The sequence below is a fragment of the Oceanospirillum linum genome (assembly GCF_001995095.2).
In the GTDB taxonomy this organism is placed as follows: Bacteria; Pseudomonadota; Gammaproteobacteria; order Pseudomonadales; family Halomonadaceae; genus Oceanospirillum; species Oceanospirillum linum.
Genome location: NZ_MTSD02000005.1, coordinates 191,388 through 217,065 on the forward strand (window position 1 = coordinate 191,388; position 25,678 = coordinate 217,065).

At 50.2% G+C, this 25,678-nt stretch carries 19 protein-coding genes and 1 other RNA gene; 8 read left to right on the top strand and 12 right to left on the bottom strand.

Features of this window, described 5'->3' with window-relative positions; all coding sequences use genetic code 11:
• Window positions 1-185 precede the first annotated feature (185 nt).
• The 4 genes from BTA35_RS12570 (at window position 186) to BTA35_RS12585 (ending at window position 7,055) form a co-directional block, all read left to right on the top strand.
• On the top strand, window positions 186-1,214 hold the full coding sequence (locus tag BTA35_RS12570; protein ID WP_238377588.1) for a TAXI family TRAP transporter solute-binding subunit: 1,029 nt from the start codon (window positions 186-188) through the stop codon (window positions 1,212-1,214).
• Window positions 1,215-1,450: 236 nt separating this feature from the next.
• Window positions 1,451-3,649: a TRAP transporter permease gene (locus BTA35_RS12575; protein ID WP_078320154.1), complete on the top strand. Its 2,199-nt coding sequence runs from the start codon at window positions 1,451-1,453 to the stop codon at window positions 3,647-3,649.
• A 140-nt stretch (window positions 3,650-3,789) separates the two neighbouring features.
• Window positions 3,790-5,667, top strand: a complete 1,878-nt coding sequence (locus BTA35_RS12580; RefSeq protein WP_160055195.1) for a sensor histidine kinase — start codon at window positions 3,790-3,792, stop codon at window positions 5,665-5,667.
• Entirely contained in the window at window positions 5,667-7,055 is a 1,389-nt protein-coding gene (locus tag BTA35_RS12585; protein WP_078320156.1) for a sigma-54-dependent transcriptional regulator, read from the top strand. Before BTA35_RS12580 ends, BTA35_RS12585 begins: the two co-directional genes overlap by 1 nt.
• Window positions 7,056-7,154: 99 nt before the next feature.
• Here the strand turns inward: BTA35_RS12585 and BTA35_RS12590 are convergent, their stop codons facing one another.
• From BTA35_RS12590 to BTA35_RS12600, 3 genes are all read right to left on the bottom strand, one after another.
• A complete protein-coding gene (locus tag BTA35_RS12590) occupies window positions 7,155-8,219 on the bottom strand; it encodes a succinylglutamate desuccinylase/aspartoacylase family protein (RefSeq protein WP_078320157.1) in 1,065 nt (354 codons plus the stop codon).
• A gap of 133 nt (window positions 8,220-8,352) precedes the next feature.
• Window positions 8,353-9,258, bottom strand: a complete 906-nt coding sequence (gene rimK, locus BTA35_RS12595; RefSeq protein WP_078320158.1) for a 30S ribosomal protein S6--L-glutamate ligase — start codon at window positions 9,256-9,258, stop codon at window positions 8,353-8,355.
• A gap of 61 nt (window positions 9,259-9,319) precedes the next feature.
• The gene (locus BTA35_RS12600) at window positions 9,320-9,784 is read right to left on the bottom strand and encodes an ATP-dependent zinc protease family protein (protein ID WP_078320159.1); all 465 of its coding nucleotides are present in this window, start codon (window positions 9,782-9,784) and stop codon (window positions 9,320-9,322) included.
• Window positions 9,785-10,279: 495 nt separating this feature from the next.
• Here BTA35_RS12600 and ffs point away from each other — a divergent pair.
• Both ffs and BTA35_RS12610 read left to right on the top strand, forming a co-directional pair.
• Window positions 10,280-10,375: signal recognition particle sRNA small type (gene ffs / locus BTA35_RS12605), an RNA gene on the top strand.
• Between the two features lie 264 nt (window positions 10,376-10,639).
• Window positions 10,640-14,455, top strand: a complete 3,816-nt coding sequence (locus BTA35_RS12610) for a basic helix-loop-helix domain-containing protein (RefSeq protein WP_078320160.1) — start codon at window positions 10,640-10,642, stop codon at window positions 14,453-14,455.
• 68 nt (window positions 14,456-14,523) lie between these two features.
• On the opposite strand, the gene BTA35_RS12615 is transcribed toward BTA35_RS12610, so the two are convergent.
• The 4 genes from BTA35_RS12615 to BTA35_RS12630 form a co-directional block, all read right to left on the bottom strand.
• The gene (locus BTA35_RS12615) at window positions 14,524-15,666 is read right to left on the bottom strand and encodes an amidohydrolase (RefSeq protein ID WP_078320161.1); all 1,143 of its coding nucleotides are present in this window, start codon (window positions 15,664-15,666) and stop codon (window positions 14,524-14,526) included.
• 20 nt (window positions 15,667-15,686) lie between these two features.
• On the bottom strand, window positions 15,687-16,547 hold the full coding sequence (locus BTA35_RS12620) for an alpha/beta fold hydrolase (RefSeq protein WP_078320162.1): 861 nt from the start codon (window positions 16,545-16,547) through the stop codon (window positions 15,687-15,689).
• Between the two features lie 138 nt (window positions 16,548-16,685).
• Window positions 16,686-18,041 carry a diguanylate cyclase domain-containing protein gene (locus tag BTA35_RS12625; protein WP_160055192.1) on the bottom strand — a complete coding sequence of 452 codons (1,356 nt, stop codon included), beginning with the start codon at window positions 18,039-18,041 and terminating at the stop codon, window positions 16,686-16,688.
• Window positions 18,042-18,226: 185 nt separating this feature from the next.
• A complete protein-coding gene (locus tag BTA35_RS12630; protein WP_078320164.1) occupies window positions 18,227-19,096 on the bottom strand; it encodes a LysR family transcriptional regulator in 870 nt (289 codons plus the stop codon).
• 146 nt (window positions 19,097-19,242) lie between these two features.
• Between BTA35_RS12630 and BTA35_RS12635 the strand changes: the two genes are divergently transcribed.
• On the top strand, window positions 19,243-20,340 hold the full coding sequence (locus BTA35_RS12635; RefSeq protein ID WP_202931253.1) for an alcohol dehydrogenase family protein: 1,098 nt from the start codon (window positions 19,243-19,245) through the stop codon (window positions 20,338-20,340).
• 27 nt (window positions 20,341-20,367) lie between these two features.
• Here BTA35_RS12635 and BTA35_RS12640 read toward each other — a convergent pair whose 3' ends face one another.
• Window positions 20,368-21,192, bottom strand: a complete 825-nt coding sequence (locus tag BTA35_RS12640; protein ID WP_078320165.1) for an SDR family NAD(P)-dependent oxidoreductase — start codon at window positions 21,190-21,192, stop codon at window positions 20,368-20,370.
• Between the two features lie 142 nt (window positions 21,193-21,334).
• Complete coding sequence (locus BTA35_RS12645) at window positions 21,335-22,030, bottom strand: NAD(P)H-dependent oxidoreductase (RefSeq protein WP_078320166.1); 696 nt, start codon at window positions 22,028-22,030, stop codon at window positions 21,335-21,337.
• Window positions 22,031-22,141: 111 nt separating this feature from the next.
• On the opposite strand from BTA35_RS12645, the gene BTA35_RS12650 reads away from it, so the two are divergent.
• Entirely contained in the window at window positions 22,142-23,050 is a 909-nt protein-coding gene (locus tag BTA35_RS12650) for a LysR family transcriptional regulator (RefSeq protein WP_078320167.1), read from the top strand.
• A gap of 48 nt (window positions 23,051-23,098) precedes the next feature.
• On the opposite strand, the gene BTA35_RS12655 is transcribed toward BTA35_RS12650, so the two are convergent.
• The 3 genes from BTA35_RS12655 to BTA35_RS12665 form a co-directional block, all read right to left on the bottom strand.
• Window positions 23,099-23,329 carry a thioredoxin family protein gene (locus tag BTA35_RS12655; RefSeq protein ID WP_078320168.1) on the bottom strand — a complete coding sequence of 77 codons (231 nt, stop codon included), beginning with the start codon at window positions 23,327-23,329 and terminating at the stop codon, window positions 23,099-23,101.
• Window positions 23,330-23,432: 103 nt separating this feature from the next.
• Entirely contained in the window at window positions 23,433-24,752 is a 1,320-nt protein-coding gene (locus tag BTA35_RS12660) for a permease (protein ID WP_078320169.1), read from the bottom strand.
• Between the two features lie 101 nt (window positions 24,753-24,853).
• Complete coding sequence (locus tag BTA35_RS12665) at window positions 24,854-25,420, bottom strand: sigma-70 family RNA polymerase sigma factor (RefSeq protein ID WP_078320170.1); 567 nt, start codon at window positions 25,418-25,420, stop codon at window positions 24,854-24,856.
• Between the last annotated feature and the right edge of the window lie 258 nt (window positions 25,421-25,678).

A 25,678-nucleotide genomic window follows, 5' to 3' on the forward strand; every position in this document is an offset into this window, starting at 1 on the left:
GCTGATCGGGTATTTTTTTATCTTTTTTATCTCTTTAAAATCAATGTGTTATAGGGTTTTGCTTTTGGCCCACGCCTTGCAATCTTTATCTCTGTACAGATTCCTCTCCTATTGGAATCAGGCAAGACAAAAATAAAAAAGATAAGGAATACATAACAATGAAACATTTGATGCAAGGTACTGTTTTGAAAAGTTCTATTTTTAAAAGCACGTTTGTTAAAACCACTGCGATGGCTGCGGCACTGACCGCTTCTGCTTTTACGTCAGGCGTTCAGGCGCAGGACAGTAAGTCGTATATCTTTGCGACAGCAACGACCGGCGGCACCTATTATCCTGTGGGTGTGGCTGTCAGCACACTGACTAAGGTGAAGCTGGAACCTACACATAAGATCTCCCTGTCGGCTATCAGCTCTGCCGGTTCTGGCGAAAATGTTAAGTTATTGCGTGAAAATCAGGCGCAGTTTGCGATTCTGATGGGGTTGTATGGCAGTTGGGCAAAAAATGGTGAAGGCCCTCTGACGAATGCGGGGCCTCAGGAATATCTGCGCTCAGTAACCATGTTGTGGCCTCAGGTTGAACATTTTCTGGTTACAAAAGATAAAGTAAAAACCGGCACTTTGGATGATCTGCAGAATTTGCAGGGTGCTAGCTTTTCTATCGGCAAGCGTAACTCAGGCACAGAAGGTGCCAACCGATATATCTTCGGTCAGCTGGGTATCAACCCGGACGAGATGTTTGATCTGGCGTTCTTGGGGTATGGCGCCTCTGCGGATGCGTTCAGCAACCGTAAAATTGAGGGTATGAACACCTCGGGTGGCATGCCGGTTTCAGCCGTGACCCGTGCGATGGCGGATACCAATACAGAGGTTTCTCTGCTGGGTGTGACGGAGGATCAGTTAGCCAAAGTGAATGCGAAATTCCCGCTTTGGGTGCCGTACACCATTCCGGCAAATACCTATCCGAATCAGTCTCAGCCTGTTCAGTCTATGGCTCAGTCTAACTTCCTGGCGGTGCGTGATGACGTGAGTGAAGAGGATGTTTATCAGCTGACAAAGGCGATCTATGAAAACTTAGGTTTCCTGAAGAATATCCATAAAGCCACATCCGAAATGTCACTGCAAACGTCGATCAATGGCCTTCCGGTTCCGCTGCATCCCGGTGCTCTGCGTTACTACCGTGAACAGGGCGTAAAGATCCCGGACGCCTTGCTTTAACCTTTTCAGGGCAGGGCCTATCTGAATCCTTAGCAGGGTGTCACTGCATCGTTGCCTGAGCAACGCCGGCTCCCGTAGCTCACACGGTTGCCGGCATGGCATCACTCGGGTACGGGCAGTCTTGCTTATTATGGTCTTGCCCTTTTTTGTTTTTCTTTAAGTCTTGCTGGTTGCCTGTTGTTTTTTCAGGCCACCAGCTGCTTTTGCGCAAATCTGCGTTTTAAAAGGACCCTCTTATGAATCAACAGTCATTAAGTCATAGGGCTGACCGGGAGCCTCAGGATACGCCTACACCTGAAGAGTTGGATGCTCACTTATCCTCCGACCCGGAATCAGCGGTTCCTGAGCCGGAAACCCAGGGTTGGTTTGGCAAGTTCACGTTTGCTTTCTGTATTTTTGTCGCGTTAAGCCATATCTACTTCAACACCTTGGGTAATATGTCTGAACTGTGGTTATCGGCCATGCATTTTGGCATGTTTGGTTTCCTCTGTGCGCTGCTTTACCGGACAGGTAAGGATAAAACCGGTGTAACCAAAACTTTCCATTGGGGCATCAATATTCTGCTGGGGGGGTTAAGCCTTGTTGTTGTGGCTTACCTGATGCTGGGAGAATCTGCACTTTATGCCCGAGGCGTTACCTTTATTAGTACGGATTGGCTGGCTGCCATTGTAGCGGTGATCCTTGTGGTTGAGTTTGCCCGCCGTACCAGTGGCTGGGTTATTCCGGTCATGATTCTGATCGCACTTTCCTATGTGGCATGGTGGGGAAAGTACCTGACCGGGGTTTTTCATTTCCCGGGATTGACAGCTGAAACTCTGCTGTTTCGCAGCTATTTTTCTAATGAAGGTATGTTCGGTTCCATTGCCCGGATCAGCTCAACCTATGTTTATATGTTTATTCTGTTTGGTGCCTTTCTTGTACGTTCCGGTGCCGGAGAATTTATTATTGAGCTGGCCCGTTGCGTTGCCGGACGTATGATTGGTGGGCCTGGTCTTGTTGCTGTTGTGGGTTCATCGCTGATGGGGTCAATCTCAGGTTCTGCCGTAGCTAACACGGTATCGACCGGTGTGATCACAATCCCAATGATGAAGCGAGCTGGTTTTCGTCCGGTCTATGCAGGTGGTATTGAGGCAGCGGCTTCAACCGGTGGTCAGTTGATGCCGCCGGTGATGGGGGCGGGTGCCTTTATTATGGCGTCTTATACACAGGTGCCGTATCTGGAAATTATTACACTGGCCTTCTTGCCCGCGATGATCTATTTCCTGTCGGTGGCTTTCTTTGTGCGTATCGAGGCCAAGCGCCTGAATATTCAGGTTGTGGAAGAGGAAACGCCCCGGGCCATAGATATTCTGAAGCGTGGCTGGCACTCTCTGGTACCTATCGTTGTGTTGGTGGTACTACTGATTTATGGCTTTACACCAACCTATGCGGCAGGCTTCAGTATTCTGAGTGTGGTGATCGCCTCCTGGTTGTCGCCGAACCCTATGGGGCTGCGTGATATCGCCGGGTCCATGGTGCAGGGTACATACAATATGATCCCGACGGCTGTTCTTCTGATTGCGGTGGGCCTGGTGATCAATGTGGTTACCACAACCGGTGTTGGTAATACTTTCTCACTGATGATCAGTCAGTGGAGTGGCGGTAGTCTGCTGATCAGCCTGGTACTGGTTGCTCTGGCCTCACTGATTGTGGGCATGGGGCTTCCGGTGACGGCGTCTTATATTGTACTGGGTACGCTCTCTGCTCCAGCGCTTTACAGCCTGATGAATGAATCCCATCTGATCGATTATCTGATGAGTGGTCAGGTTGAAGGTATGGCAAGCGCTATGATTACTCTGAGCCTGCCGAGTCTTGCCGAGGCATTACCACAGGGGTTAACCCTGGCGCAGGCGCAACAGGTGATCGCAACGTTACCATCCGACTCCCTGGATATGGTGATTGAGCAGGGGTTGTCCGCAGAAACGCTGACGATTAGCCTGATTTCGGCTCATATGATTATTTTCTGGTTGTCTCAGGACAGTAACGTCACACCACCGGTTTGTCTGGCAGCCTTTGCGGCAGCAGCTGTTGCCCGGGCAAATCCGATGCGCACAGGTTTTATGGCCTGGCGTTTTGCTAAGGCTCTGTATGTGGTACCGCTGCTGTTCGTCTATACACCTTTAATAGGGGGAACCCTGGCGGAAGTGTTGCAGATCTTTATCTTTGCTTGTCTGGGGATGTACGCATTAGCGGGCTTCTTTGAAAATCATCTTGAAGGGCCGCTTCAGCTTTGGCAGCGTATCTTACTGGTGCCTGCTGCAGGTCTTATGCTGTGGCCGGATCTGGGGCTGGTAGCTCAGCTGGCAGGCTTTGCCATTTTGTTGGTGCTCTTTGTGTTGAGTCGCCGGGCAGAACCGGTAAACCCTCATCGGGTTGTCAGTGCGGAAGCTGCTTAAATCCAAGAAGCGGTCAATTGAAAAATTGGCCGCTTTTCTTTTTTCTGAGGGGCCGAATATTTTGATATGCTCGGCCTTTATTGCTGTTCTTTCTGAACAGCCTTTTTGATGTTTTATCTGTGATTGATTCGGGGCTGACTTTGAATGATCCGGTTGTGTCCGCTGGCCGGGCTCGTCTTATATCCTATCCTGTTGCGATTACGTTTTTGGTGGTCTGTTGTTTGCTGCTAACCGCAGGGGTAAGCCATTACTCCTACTACAGCACCCTGGCTCAATTGGAGCAGGAAAGCCACTTTAAGCTTAATCTATATAAAAAAGTGGTTCTGAGTGAGTTAAAACGCCATGCCTATCTGCCACTGATGTTATCGAAGGATGATCAGGTGCTGGAGTTCCTGTATGACTCAGAGCTGAAGATGGAAGGCCAGGCGCTGAACGCTCATCTGGAATCTCTCAGTGAAGGAACTGATGCCCTCAACATCTACCTGATGAACACAGAGGGTACCACGATCGCTACCAGTAACTGGAAAGAGAAAACCAGTTACCTGGGGGTGAATTATCGTTATCGTCCCTATTTTCTTAATGCACTGGCGGGCCAGCCAAGTATCTTTTTTGCTATCGGTGTGACCACTAAAATTCCCGGCTTGTTTCTGTCACACCCGGTGTATCTGAATGATGAAGTTGCCGGGGTGGTTGTGCTAAAGGTCAGCATGCGCCCTCTGGAAAAGCTCTGGGCAGAGCAGGGGGCAGAGAAAGTATTTCTTACCGATGCCAATGATATTATTTTCAGCAGTACCGAGGCGAGCTGGCGTTTTAATGCGCTCTTTAAACTGACATCCGAGCAAAGAGAAAGCCTGAGGGCTGATCGAAAATATCTGGATTATCCCATAAAGTCGTTACCGATCCTGCGGGATCCTGAGGTTCAGGATTATCGCCTGATTCGGATTGTTGAGCGTCCCCGACTGGGTAAACATTATCTTTGGCTGACGCAGGCGCTGCCCAACAGTCCCTGGAAGTTGCATATCATGGCCAGTGCTTTAGGGGCCAGGGAAGCGGCTATTAACGCCTTTTTTCTGGGACTGCTGCTCTCCAGTCTGGTGGGGCTACTGGCCTATATGCTGATGAAGCGCAAGCGTGTGGCTGACCGACTGAGAGAGGCCCATGATTTACTGGAGCAACGGGTTGAGGCATGCACAAAGGAGCTTTCCGAAAGCAATCTGCAATTAACCCATGAGATTGAACAGCGGCAGAAGGCCCATGAGGCCTTGCGTCGTGCTCAGGACGATCTGATTCAAAGCAGTAAGCTGGCGGCACTGGGGCAGATGTCAGCGGGTATCACCCATGAGCTTAATCAGCCCCTGTCGGCAATTCAGACTTTTGCCCGAAATGGTGAAAAACTGGTGGCACGGGAGCGCTATGCTGCTGGAGAAAACTTCAGCCGTATTTTTGCCCTCACCAGTCGAATGGGGGAGATCATCAACCACCTTAAAACCTTTGCCCGCAAGAGCCAGAAGCGCCGAGAGGCGGTGGACCTCCGATTGAGTGTTGAGAACGCCCTGCTACTGGTCGATCATATGAGTCAGCGGGATCAGGTAGAGATCGGCCTTGTGATTGAGGGTGATCCGCAGCTTATTGTAGCCGGCGATCCGGTGCGACTGGAGCAGGTATTCGTTAACCTGCTCAGTAATGGTATTCAAGCTCTGCACAGCTCTGATAATCCTGACAAACGCATCGTGATCCGCCTGAGAGCGGTGCAAGGTCATGCGGAGGTTATTATTCATGATAATGGGCCTGGTTTTGATGATCAGGTACTGGAGTCGATTTTCGACCCTTTCTTTACCACCAAAGAGGTCGGTGAAGGGATGGGGCTGGGACTCTCTATTGTCTATGGCATTCTGATGGAGCATAACGGCGAGATTGATGCCCGTAATAATCAGGGCGCCGAGATACGTGTCTGCCTGCCTCTTTTTCAACCCCGGAACCAGAAAGTCCATCCGGCCACAGAAGGGAATGACCTGTGATGTTTGATACCAGATCTCAACCAAACAACTTTAAGTCGGAACTGACGGTACTCTTTGTTGATGATGAAGAGAATATGCGTCTGTCCGCGGAGCAATGCCTCCAGTTGGAAGAGTTTCAGGTCGTTACCTGCTCCGATGCTAAGCAGGCTCTGGCTCATTTGGAACCGGGTTATCCGGGGATTCTGGTGACGGATATCCGTATGCCGGGTATGACGGGCATCGATCTAATGGAGCAGGCCCTGGCTTTAGATCCTGAAATGCCGGTGATTCTGCTTACCGGTCATGGTGATATCGATATGGCGGTTAGCGCCATGCACAAAGGGGCCTATGACTTTCAGCAGAAGCCGTTTGACCCGGATCACTTTATCCGCATTGTCAGTCATGCCCTGCGACAACGGGCCCTGGTGCTGGACAATCGTCGTTTGAGGCGCAGCATTGAATCACCGGATCTCCTTGATTCTCTGCTGGTGGGAAAAAATCCTCAGATGCAGGCCCTAAGAGATACAGTTCTGGATCTGGCAGACCTGCCGGTCAATGTACTGATTCATGGTGAAACCGGGAGTGGCAAAGAGCAGGTGGCGACCTGCCTGCATCAGCTCAGCCATCGCAAAGCCGCACCCTATGTTGCTCTGAACTGCGCTGCCATGCCTGAGCACCTGTTTGAAAGTGAAGTGTTCGGTTTTGAAAAAGGAGCATTTACCGGTGCTGATCGTCAGCGCATTGGTAAACTGGAATACGCCAAGGGCGGAACGGTTTTTCTCGACGAGATTGAAACCATGCCCCTTAATCTGCAGGTAAAGCTGCTGCGGGTTTTGCAGGAGATGAAAGTTGAGCGTCTCGGTTCTAATCAGCTGGTGGATCTGGATTTTCGCTTAATCGCCGCCACTAAAACTGACCTGCAGGCGGCCAGTGAACAAGGTGAGTTTCGGGAAGATCTTTATTTTCGTCTTAATGTGGCTGAGATTCATATTCCCCCTTTGAGGGCGCGGCGAGAGGATATTCCGCTGTTATTCACACACTTCATCTATCAGTTGGCCCAGGATTATGACCGAGAGCCCTTCGAGCCGAATCTTCAGGATCTTCAGGAACTGATGCAGCACCGTTGGCCCGGTAACGTGCGGGAGCTCAAAAATATCGCCCAGCGCTTTGTCTTCGGTCGTCAGGGGCAGAAGCTGGCAGTCTCTGAGCTGATGAAAACGCCTGCAGCGAAAAGCGGTGTCAGCCTGCAGTGCCAGATGAGAAGTTTTGAGCGAACCCTGTTAGAAAATGCGCTTCGACGCCATAAGGGACAGGTGCAACCTCTGCTGGAGGAGCTTGATCTGCCCCGACGTACCTTTAACGAGTTGATGAAAAAACACGGCCTGGAGAGAAAGGACTTTTCCATCTGAAAAGAGGTCGGCTTGCCTGAAAAGAGATGGCCTGTTCTCAGCTCTGAGTAGCACGAACAGGCGAGGGGTTTATTTTGTCCGGAGAAGTCCGGAGACATATCAGGTAATAATCGGTGCAATATCCGGCTGGGAAGGTGGCTCCATAGGCGTATCCGGTTCCAGCTCCTCATTCCAGGCCTCCACCTGGTCGAGAATATCACTGGCGTCCTCTTTAAAACGGGCGATATGGAACAGGGCTTCGCCTTCGTGTACCAGTGGCAGGTTGACCCGGCCGATCACAATCCCTTCGCAGGGGGCTGTTACCTCAACCTCGAACTCACCCATAGGATCGGCCACCAGAGCGATAACACTGCCCCGGGTTGTCCGAGCGCCTAACGGGAGCAGTGTCCGCAAAATGCCACTGGTGGGTGAACGAACCCAGACAGAGTTGAGGGCAACGGTGGCCTCCTGCGTCTCTTTTTTTCGCCTCACTTTACGTATCATGCCCAGCAGGCGCATCACGTTGATAATGCCATTGACCCCTGCACGGATACAGACCTCGTCAAAGCGCAAAGCCTCTCCCGCTTCATAGAGAATAACCGGAATGCCACTATCGGCTGCCGCTTTGCGGAACGTGCCTTCTTTGCTTTCAGAGTGCAGTACCACCGGCAGGCCAAATGCGTGTGCCATCTCTGTGCCGGTTTTATTTTCCGGATCAAACCGTATCTGAGGCAGATTGGCTCTGTGCCGTGCCCCTGTATGCAGGTCGATACCATGGGTGGCATGGGAGACCACTTTGGTCAGAAAGGTGTGTGCCAAACGGCCCGCCAGAGACCCCTTCTGGGAGCCGGGAAAGCTGCGGTTCAGGTCTCTGCCATCGGGTAGGTAGCGGCTATGGGCGATAAATCCGTGGACATTGACGATGGGCACAACAATCAGAGTGCCGGAGAGGTTCGCCAGTGAGCGCTGTTTCAGTAGTCGGCGAATGATTTCGACACCATTGATCTCATCGCCATGGATTGCCGCTGAGATCAGAAGTACCGGTCCTGGTTTTTTACCATGGATAATCTGTATCGTCAGATTAACATCCGTATTGGTGACCATACCGGCCACCGGAATTTTGAGGGTGCGGCGTTGACCCGGGTTCAGGGTATGGCCATTGATTTCAAAAGGGCTCGCTTTCATGTCTGCCGTCTTCCTTTGAGCGGTATTTGATCGGCTATTTGCCGGTTCAGCGTTGGCTACTTTGAGTCTCAAATAAGCAAACTTTTTTACCTATATCAGCAGGTGCAGTGTGAGCCACCTACTGAAACGGATCTTAACCTTTACCGCGGGTTTTGGTGTTATTGGGTTTGGCATTGAGCTCTATAAACTCAATAATCAGGCTGGCGACATCTTTTTGTGTTGAGGTTTCGATTCCTTCCAGGCCCGGTGATGAGTTAACTTCCATGACCAAAGGCCCCCGGTTGGAACGCAAGAGATCGACACCGGCCACATTTAGTCCCATGCACTGGGCCGCTTTGATGGCGGTAGCCCGTTCATCCGGTGATAGCTTGGTGAGCTGGGCGGTGCCACCACGGTGCAGATTGGAGCGAAATTCGCCTTCAGCGGCGGTACGCTCCATGGCGGCGACAACCTTCTTACCGATGACAAGACAGCGTACATCGGAACCTCCCGCCTCCTTGATAAACTCCTGAACCAGGATATCCGCCTCCAGCTCCCGGAAGGCATCGATCACACTTTCCGCCGCTTTGCGGGTCTCCGCCAGAACAACCCCTTTACCCTGAGTTCCTTCTGTCAGCTTGATCACTAAAGGTGCGCCTCCCACAAGATCGATCAGCGCCTTGGTGTTATCAACACTGTGGGCGAAGCCGGTTTTTGGCATACCAACCCCTTTGCGGGAGAGCAGCTGCAAAGAGCGTAGTTTATCCCGGGAGCGCCCCAGGGCGATCGATTCTGTCAGGGTGTAAGCGCCCATCATCTCAAACTGCCGGATTACCGATAAGCCGTACTGGGTCACCGATGCGCCGATGCGCGGAATAATGGCGTCAAAGCCTTCCAGTTTTTCTCCCTGATACCAGATTGCCGGGGACGATGAGGTAATGTCCATATAGCACTTCAGGGTATCGATGACCTTAACTTCGTGACCGCGATTGACACAGGCTTCCACCAGACGGCGGGTCGAGTAGAGTTTTCCATTACGGGATAGAATGCCGATTTTCATAGGGCTTCCTTATAAAATGAGTGCCGCTGGTCTGGTTTTCAGACAACAGCGGTTGCAGCTTTTAAGCGTTAGGGTGCCGTTGTGGTGCGGAACAGGCGTAGGAGAGATCGGGGTCCACAATAAAGCGTCCCCGTAAGGCGGTACGCCCGAGGAGCATGCGATAGGCCATGGTTTCTCGGTCGGTTAAGGTTACTTCTGCAACCAGGGTTTCATCGCCAATTTTCAATACAGTTTCAATCACATAACGTTCTTCGCTGTGTCCGCCCGAATCGCTGACCTGGCGACGATCTTTTACCGGTGCTTCCACAACGAGTTCGGGTTGCTGCTCTTGACGTAACGGGTGTAAACCAAAGCGAACCCAGTCACGACCGTCTGCCGCTTTGAAAGGCTCAACAAAAAAAGCATGAATAGCGGATGTGCGGGCACCGGTGTCCACTTTGGCAATAATCTCCTCTACACCCAGAGAGGGGATGGATAGGGCTTCACGCCAACCAAGTGTGCGTTTGTGTATTGGGTTTTCAGTCATGGTTTTTCCTTAAAGCCGGATATTGCTCTTGTGTATAAGGGTAGGTGGTTTTCCGAACGACCGGCCTTTAACGCTTATGCGCTTTGCCATTATTGATAAGCCGGTTTTGATCATGTGTACAAAGGATTAATAACAAAGGGCTGGCTCAAAAAAGATGCGGCATTCTATGTCTGTAGAATTCGGCGTCAACAAAAAAATTACCAAAAGCTTAAAAAAGATAAAATCGCTTTTTATGCGGCTAAATAAGGGGAAAAGACTGCTATTTGCTGATATCTTCATGGGTTTTACGAAATCGATTACAACCCTGATCTTTAGCACCATAAAGAGCGTTATCCGGCCATGAATGGATAACGCCCTCTCCGTTCAATATCCTTCAGGGAAAAGGGCAAATCTAAGGTTGTGTCTAACTAATTGATAGTGCTAGAATTACGCCCGTTGTTCGGCACAGCTCAGGCATCTGATCTGATGCTTGCCAGACAAAAATCGTGGTGGCCCTGTCGGTCCCCCGCAACGATACCTCGTGAACCTGGTCAGGTCCGGAAGGAAGCAGCCACAGCGAGCGACTCGTGTGCCGGGGTGTGGCTGGCGGGGCCATCTCCATTTCAGCCCCCTGAAATGTCAGTGCTTCTCCTCTTTTGCCTATTTATACACAGACTCTTTTTCTGAGAGGGGTTGTGGATATCTGTGTGCCAATCCCATAGATCGTCTTATCTGGTCGCATCCGCAAAACCATTAAGCTCTTCAACAATCTAGTCATGGATTTATACGAACATCCTATTTTTTTCCTAGCCTTGTCTAGAGGCTGGCTTCATGTATGCTCACTGCTGATTCAGGTGGAATGGAGAGCAGGGCGCTGTGGCAATTTTTGATATTTCTAAGGATGAATTACTTCGGTTGTCAGATGTACAGCTGGAAGAATTAATAGCGCGTTTAGCTGAAGCCGAAATCGCTGCTCAGGGGCATAGCCCTGCATACGTAAGCTGGTCTGGCTCAATCAACGCCCCAGACGGTGGAGTGGATATCCGAGTACAGGTTCCTACTGATCATCTAAGCTCAGGCTTTATTGAAAGAGCGGATACTATCTTTCAGGCCAAAAAACACTCGATGACGGCCGGAAAGATAAAAGATGAGATGCGTGCAAAGAATAAACTGCATCCAACGATCTCAGATCAGGCTTCTAAAAAAGGAAGCTACATTATCGTCAGCTTAGATGATGACTGCTCGCCTCCTATGAAGAAAGTACGGCTAGAAGCAATGCATGAGGCGGTGAACAATGATCCTAATAGTAACGACCTACATCTTGATTTTTATGATCGATCCAAACTAGCTCAATGGGTGCGGCAGCATCCTTCTATTCTGCTATGGGTGAAAGATAAGCTAGGCCAAGGATATTCAGGCTGGCAAGCATATGGTGCTTGGAGCCGTCCTCCACAAGATGATATTGATAAGCTGATTATCTTACCCGGAGTATCAATCTTATTACCGTCAAAGAGTGGTCAAAAATTTATCATCAAAGATGCAATAGATCCCATGCGAGATCTCATTCGGTCGACTAATAAAGCAGTCCGCATTACGGGATTATCCGGTGTTGGTAAAACCAGAATCGTTCAGGCTTTATTCGATGAAGATGTCGGAACCAATGCACTGGATCGCACTATTGCGGTTTACGTCGATACAGGTGAAGAGCCAAACCCTTCTGCAACAGCAATGCTGGATAGCCTGATCGATGAGAATCGAAGGGCTGTCATGGTTCTGGACAATTGTCCTTCTGAACTTCATTCGAGATTGGCTGGCAAAGTTGCTTCTTTAGACTCTGAAGTCAAATTGATTACAGTTGAGTACGATATTCAGGATGATAAACCGCAGACAACCGAAGTTATTCATATTGAAGCTGACGGCCCTGAAGTATCTGAAAAGCTTTTGATGCGCCGGTTTCCTCATATCGGTCAGATAAATGCTCGGCGAATTGCAGAGTTTTCAGATGGTAATGCGCGAGTTTCGTTGGCAATTGCTGAAAGGGTTGGTGAGGGAGAAAGTCTTGCTTCACTTTCTGACTCTCAGCTATTCAAACGCTTATTTCAACAAGCTAAGGGCACTGATGAGAGTCTTATAGAGCAAGCTGAAGTCTTAGCTCTGGTCTATTCGTTTTCGCTTTCTACGCCTGAAAACGGTGATTCAGAACTAGACATTTTGGCTTCGCTTTCAGATTGCTCGCCAAGGCAGCTTTATAGATCTGTTTCTAAATTGATGGATCGGCATGTGGTGCAGAAAAGAGCGCATTGGCGGGCTATTTTACCCCATGCTATTGCCAATCGGCTGGCTAAATCTGCTCTGGATGCTATCCCTGCAGATCAAATAAGAGCTACTTTTGAAGCGCCTGGACGTGAGCGCTTGCTGATGTCATTTGCACATAGGTTAGGGCTTTTACATGATCATCCTGTTGCAATAGAGATTGTCGAGGCTTGGCTACAGCCTGATGGGCTGTTTAGTCAGTTATTAACATTGGATAACCTGCAGTCAAGAATTTTACAATATGTGGCACCAGTCGCCCCTGAAATATTACTAGATAGGATCGAAGCGGAACTTACCTTAAATAATTTTGCGGGTATGGACACTCCTCACAATAAACTACGCACAACTATTCTCAATCTGTTGCAATCTCTGGCTTACGAATCCAATACTTTTGACAGATGCATTAACCTCATGATCTGCGTAGCGGATCATGAGGCCCCAGATAACAATTACGACCCTGTTCGTGCAAAAATTCAGAGGTTTTTTCAGCCATATCTATCAGGCACTCACGCTTCCCTAGAGCAACGCATAGCAATTATGAAGGAATGCTTTGACTCCGATATGGCAGAGCGACGGGCTTTGGGTTTCGATATGCTTTCAACAGCCTTAGGCGGGCCAAGCTGGTCTGGATCTGGTCTTAGCGAGTTTGGTGCCCGTCCCAGAGATTTTGGTTTTCATCCCAATTACGAGGAGCTTGCTAAGTGGCGACGTGCATTTATAGAGCTTGCAGTGGAAATCGGTGTTTCCGGTGATCCTGATCTTGAGAATGCCGCACGACAAACGCTAGCCACAAGATTTGGCATTCTTTGGAAGCAAGCCGTAATAAGAGAAACGCTCGTTGAGGCCGCCCGTAAACTACATACTCACGCCCCTTGGATTGAAGGCTGGAAAGCCATTCGTTCAACGATTTATTTCAATCATACAAGGCGAAAAGGCAAGGATGACTTTGAATTATTACCAGCCAACCTTGCTGCATTGGATAAAGACTTAGAACCGCAGGGTTTGATTCCAAACATAATGACTTATGTCCTGACTCAGGATCGTAATGTTTTTTCACTAGGTACAGAAACCGGAAACCCTGACTCTTGGGATAAACCTCAGGAATACCTTCAAGACAAAGCACTTCAGTTAGGTAATGATTTTGCTACGTCAGGCATTCATCTTGATGAATTGGGCTTCAACATATTCAGCACTGGCTATATACCTCATCGAACTGACTTCGGGAGAGGGCTTGCTAAAGGAAGTCATGACCTGAAATTAACATGGCGGCAGCTCGTAGACTACCTGAATCTGCAGCCTGAAGCCCAAATGAACTATGACATCTTTGCAGGATTCATCGAAGAGGTGGATGTAATTGATCCAGCGCTAGCGCAGGAGTTACTTGACCAGTGCTGCCATCATACCAAGCTAAAACGTGTATTGGTTGGCTTGCATCCTTGGTCAAAATTTACTGAGGCTGATTTAAATCGCTGTATGGCTCTATTGGATGATCCAGAGATATCTCCCTGTATATATGATCCCATTTTATGTAGAGATACATATGCCAGCTTGCCTACATATCGTGTGCTTAATCTAGCTCAAAAGCTACTTAGCAAACCGAGTGGAGATGACGTAATTTTGCATGCACTGTGCATGAAGTTGAGCGGCAAGGATGAAGCTCAGGATGTACTTGGGGCTGACTGGCGAAAGATAGGACTTCAAGCAGCGATACAGAGGCTTTCCAGAGGTCATGATAATATTGGTCAGATGACTAAGCATTACTTAGAAAGCGTCGTAAAATCTGCACTATGCTTCGAAGAAAATGATGCAGAAAAATGTGAATGGCTTGACGCTATCTTTATGTTTATCGACAGAAACTATGGTCACATACATGAGTTTAGGGATGCGATAGTAACAACAGCATCCATGTTGCCAGAAAAATTCCTCGACTATCTCTTTGATGGCACTGAAAATCGCCGGTTCTTTATCAGTACAGACTATGATGAGCAATCACTCCTTTCTAAAATCAATATTGATGTTTTGATCTCGTGGTGCCGTGAAAAGAGCGATACTAGCATCTGGAGAACCATTGCTTTAGGCATCGAGCTTTGGTCACAAGAAGGAAATGAAACTTCTCTCACAAAATCTGCAATCCAGTTTTTAGAGGCGGCTCCAGAGCCAGCTGATATTTTGAATGTATTTTCTAACCGTGTTAGCCCTAGTTCTTGGTCTGGTAGCAGAGCGAGCATAATGCAAGATAGAGCTGATGCGATTAGTGCTTTAACATTGCACTCTTGTACAGGAATTGCGAACTCTGCCAAGCTAGTATTAAAGAATATTGAAGAAGAAAAAGAGCGAGAACAGCTAAGAAATGAGGAGCGCGAACAACGGTTTGAATGAGTGCTTCTTAACTTTCTTTTTTATCGGCTAACTGGAGTGTTGGCCGATCTCTTTTAGGTGGGATTTCTTCATCCATTAAGCCCTTCAACAATCGCCCTGAACAGCTTGAACCCCACCGGTATCAGTTCATCGGGAAAGTCATAGTCCGGGTTGTGCAGCTGCGGGCTGGTGTCACCTGCGCCGAGGGCGAACATGGCGCCTTCGGCAACGTCGGTGAAGATGCCAAAATCCTCTGACCATCTGAAACCTTCATCCGGTGTTACCAGTGGTGTGTTTGTAATGTCGCAGGCGTTTTTGACGATCTGATAACCGCGTTCACTGTTGACGCTGGCGCGGAAGACATCATCCCACTCCAGAGTAAAGCTGAGTTTATGTTGTTCCGCCTGATGCTGAACCAGAGTGGTGGCCTGTTCGATCAGGTGATTCATCGCTTCGTTGGTGGAGGTGCGTAGTGTTGCCATCACGGTGGCTTCGCCAGGGGCTGTGCCGAAGGCGATCTCCCCGAGATGGGCGTAAACCACGGTGACCAGATTAAAGCCCGTCATCTGTCCTTTTTCTTGCTGTTGGGGCAGCTGATTCAGTTGCTGAATGATATTGCTCATGGCCAGTGCGGGGCTGATGCCATCTTCCGGATGGGCGGCGTGGGATGTTTTGCCCTTCAGACGAATAATCATCCCCCTGGATGCGCAATTAAACGCACCGGGTTTGCAGTAAACCGTGCCCAGGGGTTTACCGGGCAGGTTGTGCAGGGCAAAACAGTAATCCGGTTTCAGCCGGTCGAACTGGTGGTCGCGAACGACATTGACCGCCCCAGCACCGGTTTCCTCCGCCGGTTGGAACAGGCAGATGACCCGACCCCGTTGAGGGCGGTTTTCTGCCAGATGGCTACCTAACGCAGTGACAATCGCCATATGGCCATCATGCCCACATTTATGGGAAACACCATCACATACCGAACGGTAGGGCAGGTCGTTAATCTCCTGAATGGGCAGGGCATCCAGCTCGCAGCGAATCAGGGTTGTGGGGCCGGATGCCTGGCCATTGAAACAGAAGGCCAGCCCGTGACCACCGATACTCTCCAGCACATCATCGGGTTTAAAACTGAGAAAGATGGTTTTGATACGTTGCGCGGTGGCTGTTTCCTGATCGGAGAGTTCCGGGTGCTGGTGCAGTGTGTGGCGAAATTGAATCAGATTCTGATCGGTCAGCATGGAAAACTCCTCTGGCAATTTTAGTTCAGTGACTGCTTAAGAAAAGATACCACCTTATCCAGAATAAGGTCCGGGTTTTCTCTGTGGGGAACATGGTGTATTCCCGGCAGTAGCTCCAGCTGAACCTCTGCCTGAACGCCGTTTGCGATATGTGCAGGCTGAGCCGCAGAGCCATATTCGTCCAGCTCCCCATGCAGCACCAAGGTGGGGCAGGTAACATTTGCCAGAGCGCTATCGAGAGCCCAGTGATCAAAGGTGGGTGAAAGCCAGCTGTTGATCCAGGAGTCCAGTACCCAACGGGTACGTTCGCCATGGTAACGGGCCAACCGATCCAGCTGCTTCTGATCCTGGAACAACGCCTCCGCATCACGAATGCCATCACGGGTCAGCTCTTCGACAAAAGCCTGGGCTGATTCGGTAATCAGCGCCTCACAGCGGTGGGGGTGTTGTGCGGCGGTGTAGACTGCCATACAGCCACCCACACTATGACCGAAAGCGATAAAGCGCTCTAGCTGGAAGTAATCACAAATCAGTGGAATAAAGCGCTCCGCTTCCAGAGCGATAAAGTTGATATCAATAGGTTCTGTTACCGGGTCTGACAGACCGAAGCCAAGTCGATCATAGGTGATAACGTCACGGCCGCTTGCTTCCGCCAGGCGTTGTGGAAAATCCCGCCAGAGTTCCACGGAACCCAGTGAATCGTGGAACAGCAGAAATGGGGCGGCCTGAGGTGGCGACAGGGCGGATGTTTGCTGAGATCCGGCGGATGTCCAGCGTTTGGCAAACAGTTGCCCGAAAGGTGTGGCAAGGTAAAAGCTTTCACTGTGTGTTGTTTGATCGGGCAGGGAAGGCTGTGGTGTGTTCTGTGTCGCTGAGGTCATATCCGGCATCCTGTTGTTCTTGTTTTTTATGGTCATGATACATCCATGTATCATGCCAATAAATCAACCGGATTGCTGCGCCTGTGTGTCTGTTGGGATAGACCTGTCGGTCACGGCTGGGTGAGGGAAACGGATCACTCAGGTGCTTAGAGGGTGACCGGCCTTGGCCGCCTTTTTATTTTCGTACATATGGCGATCGGCAATATTCAGCAGCTCTTCGATCGTGCGGGGTTTCTTCCTTCGGAAGATGGCGTAACCAATGCTTAATGAAGGTTCTAGAACACGGTCGCCCAATTCAAGGGGATGCCTGGCCAGGTGTGCTCTGATGCGTTCAATATGTTGGGTAACCTCTGACTCATGGCGGACTGATGCCAGAATAATCAGAAACTCATCACCCCCGATGCGTGAAACCACATCCTGTTTGCGAACGGCACCCCGCAGGTGCCGGGCGATATGCTGCAACAGGAGATCACCGGTGTGGTGGCCCAGGCTATCGTTAATGACTTTAAAGTTATTCAGGTCGATATTAAGCAGGGTGAAATCTGTGGACGCCTTTTCTGAGGTATGCTTTTCAAGGTATGAGATGACAAAGCGCCTGTTCGGCAGGTGGGTCAGTTCATCCTGTAGCGAAGCATTATGGGAAATACGGTAAGCCCTGACCAGTGCCAGCAGGGAGGTATAAAGCAGTGAAAAGCCTCCTAAACCTAAGAGGTACACCAGGCTCAGATCCGGTGATAAATGCGTAAACCGGGCTGCTAATACCCATTCTGTGTTAGGCAGATGAATTGGTAACATCAGATCAGCCTGGTTGAAAACCTCAGCCTCACCGAAGAAGGTAACAGGCTCCGGGCTTTTCGGATAAGGTCTTTGTATGGCGACACTGGCGTTATTCAAAGTATAAATGCCTGTATCTGCCAGGAGTTTTCCATAGTCCAAAACGACACTGACACTTCCCCAGTAGTCAGTATTTAGCGGATAATCCCGAAAAATGGGAAAGCGGGCGATTACTGCCTGCCCACCCTGAACCAGCTCCAGGGGGCCATCCAGATAAACACTACCTAATGATTTAGCCTTCAGAACAGATGCATATTGTCTGGGGTTAGTCCTAAAATCAAAACCGAGGGCCTTTTCATTTCCTTCGAGAGGATATACATAGCGCATGATGTTATCTGGGGCTGCACCTATGTTGCGTACATAAGGCGTTTGTTGCAGCAGTTTTTTGGCGATCTGGTCCCAACGTTTGAGTGCAAAATCCGGGTCGATTGTGATGACTGTGGCCAGACTCTCTGCTTTATAAATGTGCTCAAAAATTTTCGCTTCCAGCTTGGCACGCACCAGGGCAACTTCCCGGCGAATCCCCTCTTCCTGTTCAGACTTCAGGTATTCGCTGCGGTTATCGGCAAAGCTTAGCAATAAAAAAACGGCACAGGCCCAGTAGAGTAATGAGGCCAACAGAGTGGAGTGTTTATGGTGGATAAAGCCTGATGTAATCATAAAACTATTATTGGGCCCGGCTGGCAGATAAGTAAAGTAATATTCTGGTGACATATACTATTGTGTGATGTGCTTCCTGCGCACCGGAAGCTGCGTGTCTACTATAATAGGCGCTCAGAAAGTATAGGCGCTCAGAAAGGGGAAGACTCAAACGGGGGGCATATGACGATATTTCATATAGAACATTATGTCCGGGAGAGCATTAATTTCACCGCACTGCGAATGCACTGGCGTAATGGCTCAAGGAACTGATGATTAAGCTGAGGTGCATGTATCAGGTTCATGCTTAATACACGGTTTTGAGGTAGCCCTGCCACGGGCTGAATATTCTGCAGATCATGACCGGAAAGACTGGACTCGGGCAGTAGGGCGGCGGCGAAACCACTGGTGACTGCAGCAACCAGGTTTGCCAGCTCCGGGCTGGTCATCACGGTGGTGTATTCCCTGTCTAGTGCGTTTAAATCAGCCAGAAAAAGCTCGTTCAAAAGGCAGTCTCCTTCAAAAAAAGCGATCGGCAGTGGTTTTTGTTCTTTTTGAATCAGATCTGTGGGCGCAGCCCAAAGAAGCCTTTCCGTCCAGAGTGTTTCTTCGTCAAACTCCGCTTCGGCTGTCACAATGGCCATGTCCAGATCACCCAGTCTGATTTTATCCCTGAGGTGTCGGCTACGGGCACAGGTGACCCTGATATTCAGCTCGGGAAAGGAGCGCTTGATTTGAGGTATAAAATATTTGACCAGCTCCTGGGCGTAGTCCGTAGGCACGCCAAAATGCAACTCTCCATACAGTGGAGCTTCGCTAAGAGCATTAAGGGCTTCGTTGTTGAGTTGAAGAAACTGCTCTGCATATTTCAGTAGGGCACTACCGTGGGAGGTGAGCTTAATCCCCTGATTGTTTCGCTGCATCAGGCATACCCCAAGCTGCTCTTCGAGCCGCTTTACTTGCATGCTAACAGCCCCCTGAGAAAGGAAAAGCTTTTCAGCAGCACCTTTGAACCCACCTTCCTGGACAACGATGGAAAAAGTATTGAGTAGTTCGAGGTTTAGTATCGATTTCATGGCTTGGGTGCTTCTGGCGTTATAGGGTAGTTCATTTTATCTGAATAACCAGGTTAAATATATTCGTTTGATTGAATGACAGTGTCTTTTTATTCTGACATGAACGCTGATGCAGATAATCAATCAACAGAAACGAGCGAACGCCTATGAAAAGCTATTCTATTCCAGACCTAATGTCTGGTGTTGTGTTAGTCGGTCACGGTGGCCCAGAGATGCTGGAGTACAGGCAGGATCTACCGGTTCCTCTTCCTGCTGCCGGGGAGGTTCTGATCCGGGTCGGGGCCAGTGCCGTCAATAATACCGATATCAACACGCGAATTGGCTGGTACTCCAAGAGTATCCGTGACGCTACGAACCGGGGTTCAGAGATCGGTTTTGAGTCATTGAACCATGGTGATGCCTCCTGGTCGGGTAGCCCTCTGAGCTTTCCCCGTATTCAGGGGGCTGATTGTTGCGGAACCGTTATTGCCACAGGAGACGGTGTTGATCACCAGCTTATCGATCAGCGTGTTTTGGTCCGCCCAATGTATTCTCCCACCGTTGATGCATTACCCTATGAACTGGAGACCTTCGGTTCGGAGTGTGATGGTGGTTTTGCGGAATATACCGTAGCTCCTGTGCATGAGGTCTTTCCGGTTAAAAGTACACTGACGGATGAGGAGCTGGCATCCTTTCCCTGCGCTTACTCCACGGCAGAGGGGATGCTGGAACGGGCCGGTCTTAAAGCCGGTGAACGGGTTCTGATCACTGGGGCTTCGGGGGGTGTTGGATCTGCTGCGATCCAGTTAGCTAAGCGGCGAGGGGCGGAGGTGGTCGCCATTTGTTCTGAGCATAAATCACAGGTGGTAAAAGAGCTGGGGGCTGACCAGGTGATCGGTCGTGATGCCCCTCTTCTGGAGCATCTGCCGACCGAAAGTGTGCAGGTGGTTGTGGACCTGGTTGGGGGTGACAGCTGGTCAGAGCTTTTAGAGGTGCTGGTTCGGGGGGGGCGCTATGTGGTCTCCGGGGCCATTGCCGGGCCTCTGGTTGAGCTTGATCTGCGTACCCTCTATCTGAAAGATCTGTCACTGCTGGGTTCAACCTGGCAGCCGCGTCAGGTTTTTGACAACCTGATTCGCTATATCGAACAGGGGGAGATAAGCCCCCAGGTTGCTCAGGTTTACCCCCTTCATGAACTGCAGCAGGCCCAGAGAGATTTTATCCGTAAAGAAAAGGCCGGAAAGCGGGTGATCCGTATAGGATAAGCAGCTCTTTAATCCGGTGCGGCGCTGCTATAACAGCGCAGATCCGGTGTGGCGTTCAAGAACGGATTCGATAGCCCGTACCACAGCCTGACATCGGCTATCGTTCAGGGCGTCGGCATGGGGGTGATTAAAGTCACCAGCGTCGTTATCAAAGTAGAGTCCTGACGCCTGGCTGAAGCGCTCCGACAGGGCCGCTTCAACCAGAATGTCAGCGCCCACCGAGAGGCTTTTTCCTTCAATACCAAACCCCTCCTTGACCATTTTTGAGGCCAGTAACGAGCCAGGGTTAACGGCAACAAATAGTGGCTGGCCACGGGGAGATCCTTGGGCCAGCACACGACTCCACATGGTCAGCGCCAGTTTGCTTTGAGCGTAGGCACTCATATCGTCGGTCAGCACTTCCCGGCCTTCAAGGGCTGGAATGCTGACCGGAGCCTGGGCGGCGGAGGAGAGGTTGATAACCCGGCCCGATGGTGGAAACAGGGGCCGTAATCGTTGGGTCAGGTAATAGGGGGCTAAGGTATTGACGGCAAAACGGAGATCGAGTCCATCGACGGTTCTGGGCTGGCTGGTTTTCAGTACACCGGCATTATTGATCAATACATCCAGCGTTCCGTGGTTGCGGGTAATCGCGTCTGCCAGTATTTTCACCTGGTTCAGTTCCGAGAGATCGGCCCGATAGGTTTCGATTTTCAGATCCTCAGACAGCATCATCAATTGCTGCTGTACCGATTTGAGTTTGTCAGTGCTGCGCCCATGTAACAGCAGGGTGTGCCCTTGCAGGGCCAATGCCTTTGCCGTTTCCAGTCCGATGCCATCGGTGGCACCGGTAATAAGAATGCACTTTGTCATGGTCATGTTCCTCTGTCTTAAACCGATGTCGACGGTTAGCCCGTCAGTCTGATGGCTTCTGGATCAGACGCAGAGCGGCATAGCATTGACTGCTCTGCTAATCTGCCTGTTTTCAGGGTCTATTCCCCTCGGGCGTTGCTGATCAGAACCACTGTACCACCTGGTCGGCGCGGCGTCGGGTTTTATCAAAGCCGGGTTCTCCGGCACGGTATCCAAAGGCTGCCATCACAGCAGGTTGGTAGCGCTCCGGGTCAATGTCAAAATGTTGCTGCAAGACGTCAGTCATTTTAGCCATTTCAAAACCTTCGATGGGGCAGGAGTCGATCTCAAGCAGCGCCGCTGCAGTCATCATATTACCCAGCGCGATATAGGCCTGACGGGCGGCCCAGTCGGTGATCTGACGCTTGCCTTTGATTCCAAAGTCATGGGTCTGGAACTTCTTATAGGCTTGATTGATAAAGGCAATAATCTCTTCCGGCAGCTGCTTAACCTCCCGCAGATGCTGTTGCAGGTATTCAGAGTTGTGGTTCATGGTGCTGTCGGTGTGCGCCAGCATAATCATAAAGTGGCTGGCGGTGCCAAGCTGGCCCGCGCTGCCGTTAAAAGCACCATTGGCACCCCAGGAGAACTCCCGCAGCAGCTCCCGTTTTTCCGGAGACTGAATAACAAGAATCTGCCAGGGTTCAAAACCAAAGGAGCTGGGGGAGAGGCGGCCAGCCTCCAGAATCGTTTCAAACTGATCCCCGGGAATTTTCCGCTCGGGATCAAAGACTTTACAGGCATGGCGAAAATTAAAGGCGTCGATAATTTGCTGCTGAATAGGTGTCTGCTCGGACATGAAAGGCTCCAGTGGTGAGACTTTGTTTTCGGTATGGCGCTATTTTGGGTTTTTATTAGTTAATGAAAAACCATAGAATCAAAGAAAGACATTCAAAAAAATATTGATAATATGCAAACAGAAGATCTACAGGTCATTTTAAAAGTGGCCCGATTTGGCAGTATTACCGCAGCGGCGGCAAGCCTGGATATGCATATTGCAACGGCCAGTGCCGCGGTTAAGCGGGTGGAAAAAATCTTAGGCGCAGAGTTGTTTATCCGCTCTACTCGCCAGCTACGGGTATCAGCTGCTGGTGAGCGTTTCCTGCCCCAGTGCGAACAGGCCTTACAGCTGTTGGAGCAGGCTCGCTCCAATATTGTCCGGGATAATGAAACGATAACCGGTGAGGTGCGTTTAGCGGTCTCTTCAGATCTGGGCCGAAATAAGCTCCTGCCCTGGCTGGATGAGTTTATCGGGCAGCACCCTGAGGTAAAGCTCAGAATTCATATCGGTGATAGCAATATTGATTTTTACCGGGATGAAGTGGATATGGCGCTGCGTTACGGGGCACCAAAAGACTCGGGTATGTCCGGGTTTAAAATCTGTGATGTTCCCGGCGTCCTTTGTGCGGCAGAGAGCTATCTGCAACAGTTTGGTGAACCCCAGTGCCCTGAAGACCTTACCGGTCACAACGGTTTGTTCTATCAGCTGGGTGATGTGCTGCATGATGTCTGGTCTTTTACGGATAACACAGGTCATACCCAAAGGGTCAGGCTGACGGGGAATCGCGCTTCAAACGACGGAGATCTCGTCAGACGCTGGTGCGTAAATGGCAAGGGGGTTGCTGTTAAATCCTGTCTTGATGTGTCTGACGATCTGCTGACGGGGAGGCTTAAAGCCCTGTTACCGGATTATCAGCCAAGGCGGTCAGAGCTGTGGTTGGTCTGTCCCAGCAGAAACGCCATAACGCCCGTAATGAGGGTGTTGCGGGATCATATACGACAGAAATGCCATCAGATTACATTGGCTTTAAAGCAGTAGAGAGCCTAACGGCGTTAGGCTCCCGTTACCCTCACTATGCATGGCGGGTTATGGCAATAGTTTTCTGATCTCATCGCTACTGGCCACTTTACCCTCGATGACCAGATTGCCATCGATGGCCAGCGCAGGTGTACGCATAATACCCGCATCAATAATCTCCGCCATGTCGGTCACCTTTTCGATCTCATATTCAATGCCTTCCGATGTGGCAACCTGCTCCGCATGGGCTGTCAGCTGCTTACATTTTGCGCATCCGCTACCGTAAATCGTGAATTTCATGGGTTGTTCCTCTTATTAAGTGAAAGTTGTTCCATTGTTTGTTGCTTATGGGGCCGGGGTTTCGCCTGTGAAAACAGAATGGCGTAAGGCCGATGTGGATGACTTACCAGACGTTGCCATAGATAAAGCCACTGATGGTTGCCATAACAACGACGAGCAGGCAGTAAACCAGGGTTTTCTCCGTACCCAGAATAGTTCTGATCACCAGCATATTCGGCAGTGACAAGGCAGGCCCGGCCAGTAGTAATGCCAGGGCAGGCCCTTTGCCCATTCCGGCACCCATCAGTGCATCGACAATGGGAACTTCCGTTAAGGTTGAGAAGTACATAAGGGCGCCCAGTACGGAGGCGATAACCGTTGATAACAGGCTGTTATCGCCGACAGAGGCGGCAACCCAGGCGGATGGAATCATCCCCTCATGGCCCGGGCGACCCAGGGCAAATCCCGCCACAAATACCCCGGCCAGCAGCAGCGGAATAATCTGTTTGGCAAAATCCCAGCTCTGATCCGCCCAGTCCTTGTCCTGCTCCCGTGAGCTGGCAATCATCATCAGGCCGGCAATCCCCAGTGCGAAGGGAAGTTCAGGTACTCCGGGGATCAGGACAGCAGACAGTGTGATAACACCAGTCAACACCAGAAGAGGCAGCAGGGGCCAGCGCCAGAAAAGAATCAGTACGACCACTAACGCCACCGACAGAAGCGCCGTAATCTGCCATTTCCATTCATAGATGGTCATCCAGGCGGAGCTATCTGCCTGAGCCCAATTGGCAAAGACAAGAATGCCGACCATCAGGGCAAAGAAAACAGCAATAACGCCGATAGACTTATCACCTTCTGCCGCTTCAAAACCCCGGATATTTTTTTGTGAGCGCTCGGACTCCTCTTTGCGGTAGATCAGGTGCATGATGGTCCCTATCACCAGGGCAAAGAGGATGGCACCAATCGCACGGGCAATCCCGATTTCAGGGCCCAGTACTTTAGCGGTTACCACCACCGCCATAATATTAATAGCCGGGCCTGAATAGAGAAATGCGATGGCAGCCCCAAGCCCGGCTCCTCTTTTGTAGATACCGCCAAACAAAGGAAGTACGGTACAGGAGCAGACCGCCAACAAAACGCCTGATACCGAGGCCACACTAAAGGCAAGGGGTTTAGGCGCACTGGGGCCTAAATAGCGCATAACGCCACCCTGACTGATATAAGCCGATAGCGCACCGGCGATCAGAAAGGCAGGCAGCAGGCAAAGAATGACATGCTCTTTGGCATACCAGTTTGTCAGCCTGACCGCTTCAAGCACAGCGTTATCAAAACGCTCCGTCCCCGCGGGCATAAAGTAGATAGCAAGGAAGCCCGCCAGTATGATAAAGAGCAGATTTCCTTCCCGTGGATTGGCCCGGTAGCTTTCAATCAATTGTTTATACAAGACATCCTACCTCTTATAACTAACGTCAACAGTGTTCTTCCTACCCTAGGAGACGAAGCTGCCACAAAAAGGATGCACTTTTTATCAGGATGCACGTTTTTTTATCGGGGAATATGCCCGCAGACTTTTCCCGATGTATCAAACTGCACCTGACAATTTTTGATGATAGCTGCCCTGAGCTTTTTTCGCGCCCGAAGTAAGCGTGCTTTGGCCGCAGGGAGTGTCAGGTTGTTTTGGCGGGCAAATTCTGCCTGTTTCATGCCGTTGAGATCGCATTGCTCAATAATCTGAGCATCAGCAGGGGGGAGCTCCTCCAGGTTTCTCAGCAGGCAACGATCCAGCTGAGCAACGGGTTCTTCCGGTTGTTGCTTTTTTTCTGGTAACGCGTCTATATCTTCAGTAGTCGTTATTTTCTGAAGGCCGTTAATCTTGCTTCTGGAGCGATAAGCATCAATGACTTTATTTCTGGCGACCCGGAACAGCCAGGCTCGGGTATTTTTAATCTCCCAAAGGTCTTTTTTCTGATCCATCAGGCGAAAAAAAAGCTCCTGGAGCAGATCTTCAGCTTCATCATAGTTGTTCAATTTACTCTGTAAAAAAGCCAGAAGCTCAGCCTCATACTGTAACCATATTTCAGATATGGCAGTGTTCTTATCTGTTTGATACACGGGCCCGTTACCCTCTAAGCTTAGTTTTTCTCAGGCAGAATCAGATATAGTAAAACCCAACACCGAAGGATATACCATCGCTGTCCGATCCGGTTCTTTGTCAGTGCGAAAGTCATAGGCAGGCATAGATCAGAAACATATGGAGGTATTTCATGGGTAAATCACTGACTGGCCATGCACAGCTGTTTAAATACCCTGAGCGGTGCAGGCATTAGACCTGCTGGATTATTTCTGAGGCTATAGTCTGTCCATGATTAA

Coding starts and splice junctions, on each gene's coding strand:
- BTA35_RS12640 (WP_078320165.1), bottom strand. CDS start 21,192: ATGACAAAGTGCATTCTTATTACCGGTGCCACCGATGGCATCGGACTG.
- BTA35_RS12590 (WP_078320157.1), bottom strand. CDS start 8,219: ATGAAAGCGAGCCCTTTTGAAATCAATGGCCATACCCTGAACCCGGGT.
- BTA35_RS12625 (WP_160055192.1), bottom strand. CDS start 18,041: ATGATTACATCAGGCTTTATCCACCATAAACACTCCACTCTGTTGGCC.
- BTA35_RS12600 (WP_078320159.1), bottom strand. CDS start 9,784: ATGACTGAAAACCCAATACACAAACGCACACTTGGTTGGCGTGAAGCC.
- BTA35_RS12655 (WP_078320168.1), bottom strand. CDS start 23,329: ATGAAATTCACGATTTACGGTAGCGGATGCGCAAAATGTAAGCAGCTG.
- BTA35_RS12630 (WP_078320164.1), bottom strand. CDS start 19,096: ATGAAATCGATACTAAACCTCGAACTACTCAATACTTTTTCCATCGTT.
- BTA35_RS12645 (WP_078320166.1), bottom strand. CDS start 22,030: ATGTCCGAGCAGACACCTATTCAGCAGCAAATTATCGACGCCTTTAAT.
- BTA35_RS12650 (WP_078320167.1), top strand. CDS start 22,142: ATGCAAACAGAAGATCTACAGGTCATTTTAAAAGTGGCCCGATTTGGC.
- BTA35_RS12635 (WP_202931253.1), top strand. CDS start 19,243: ATGAAAAGCTATTCTATTCCAGACCTAATGTCTGGTGTTGTGTTAGTC.
- BTA35_RS12615 (WP_078320161.1), bottom strand. CDS start 15,666: ATGCTGACCGATCAGAATCTGATTCAATTTCGCCACACACTGCACCAG.
- BTA35_RS12575 (WP_078320154.1), top strand. CDS start 1,451: ATGAATCAACAGTCATTAAGTCATAGGGCTGACCGGGAGCCTCAGGAT.
- BTA35_RS12620 (WP_078320162.1), bottom strand. CDS start 16,547: ATGACCTCAGCGACACAGAACACACCACAGCCTTCCCTGCCCGATCAA.
- BTA35_RS12585 (WP_078320156.1), top strand. CDS start 5,667: ATGTTTGATACCAGATCTCAACCAAACAACTTTAAGTCGGAACTGACG.
- rimK (WP_078320158.1), bottom strand. CDS start 9,258: ATGAAAATCGGCATTCTATCCCGTAATGGAAAACTCTACTCGACCCGC.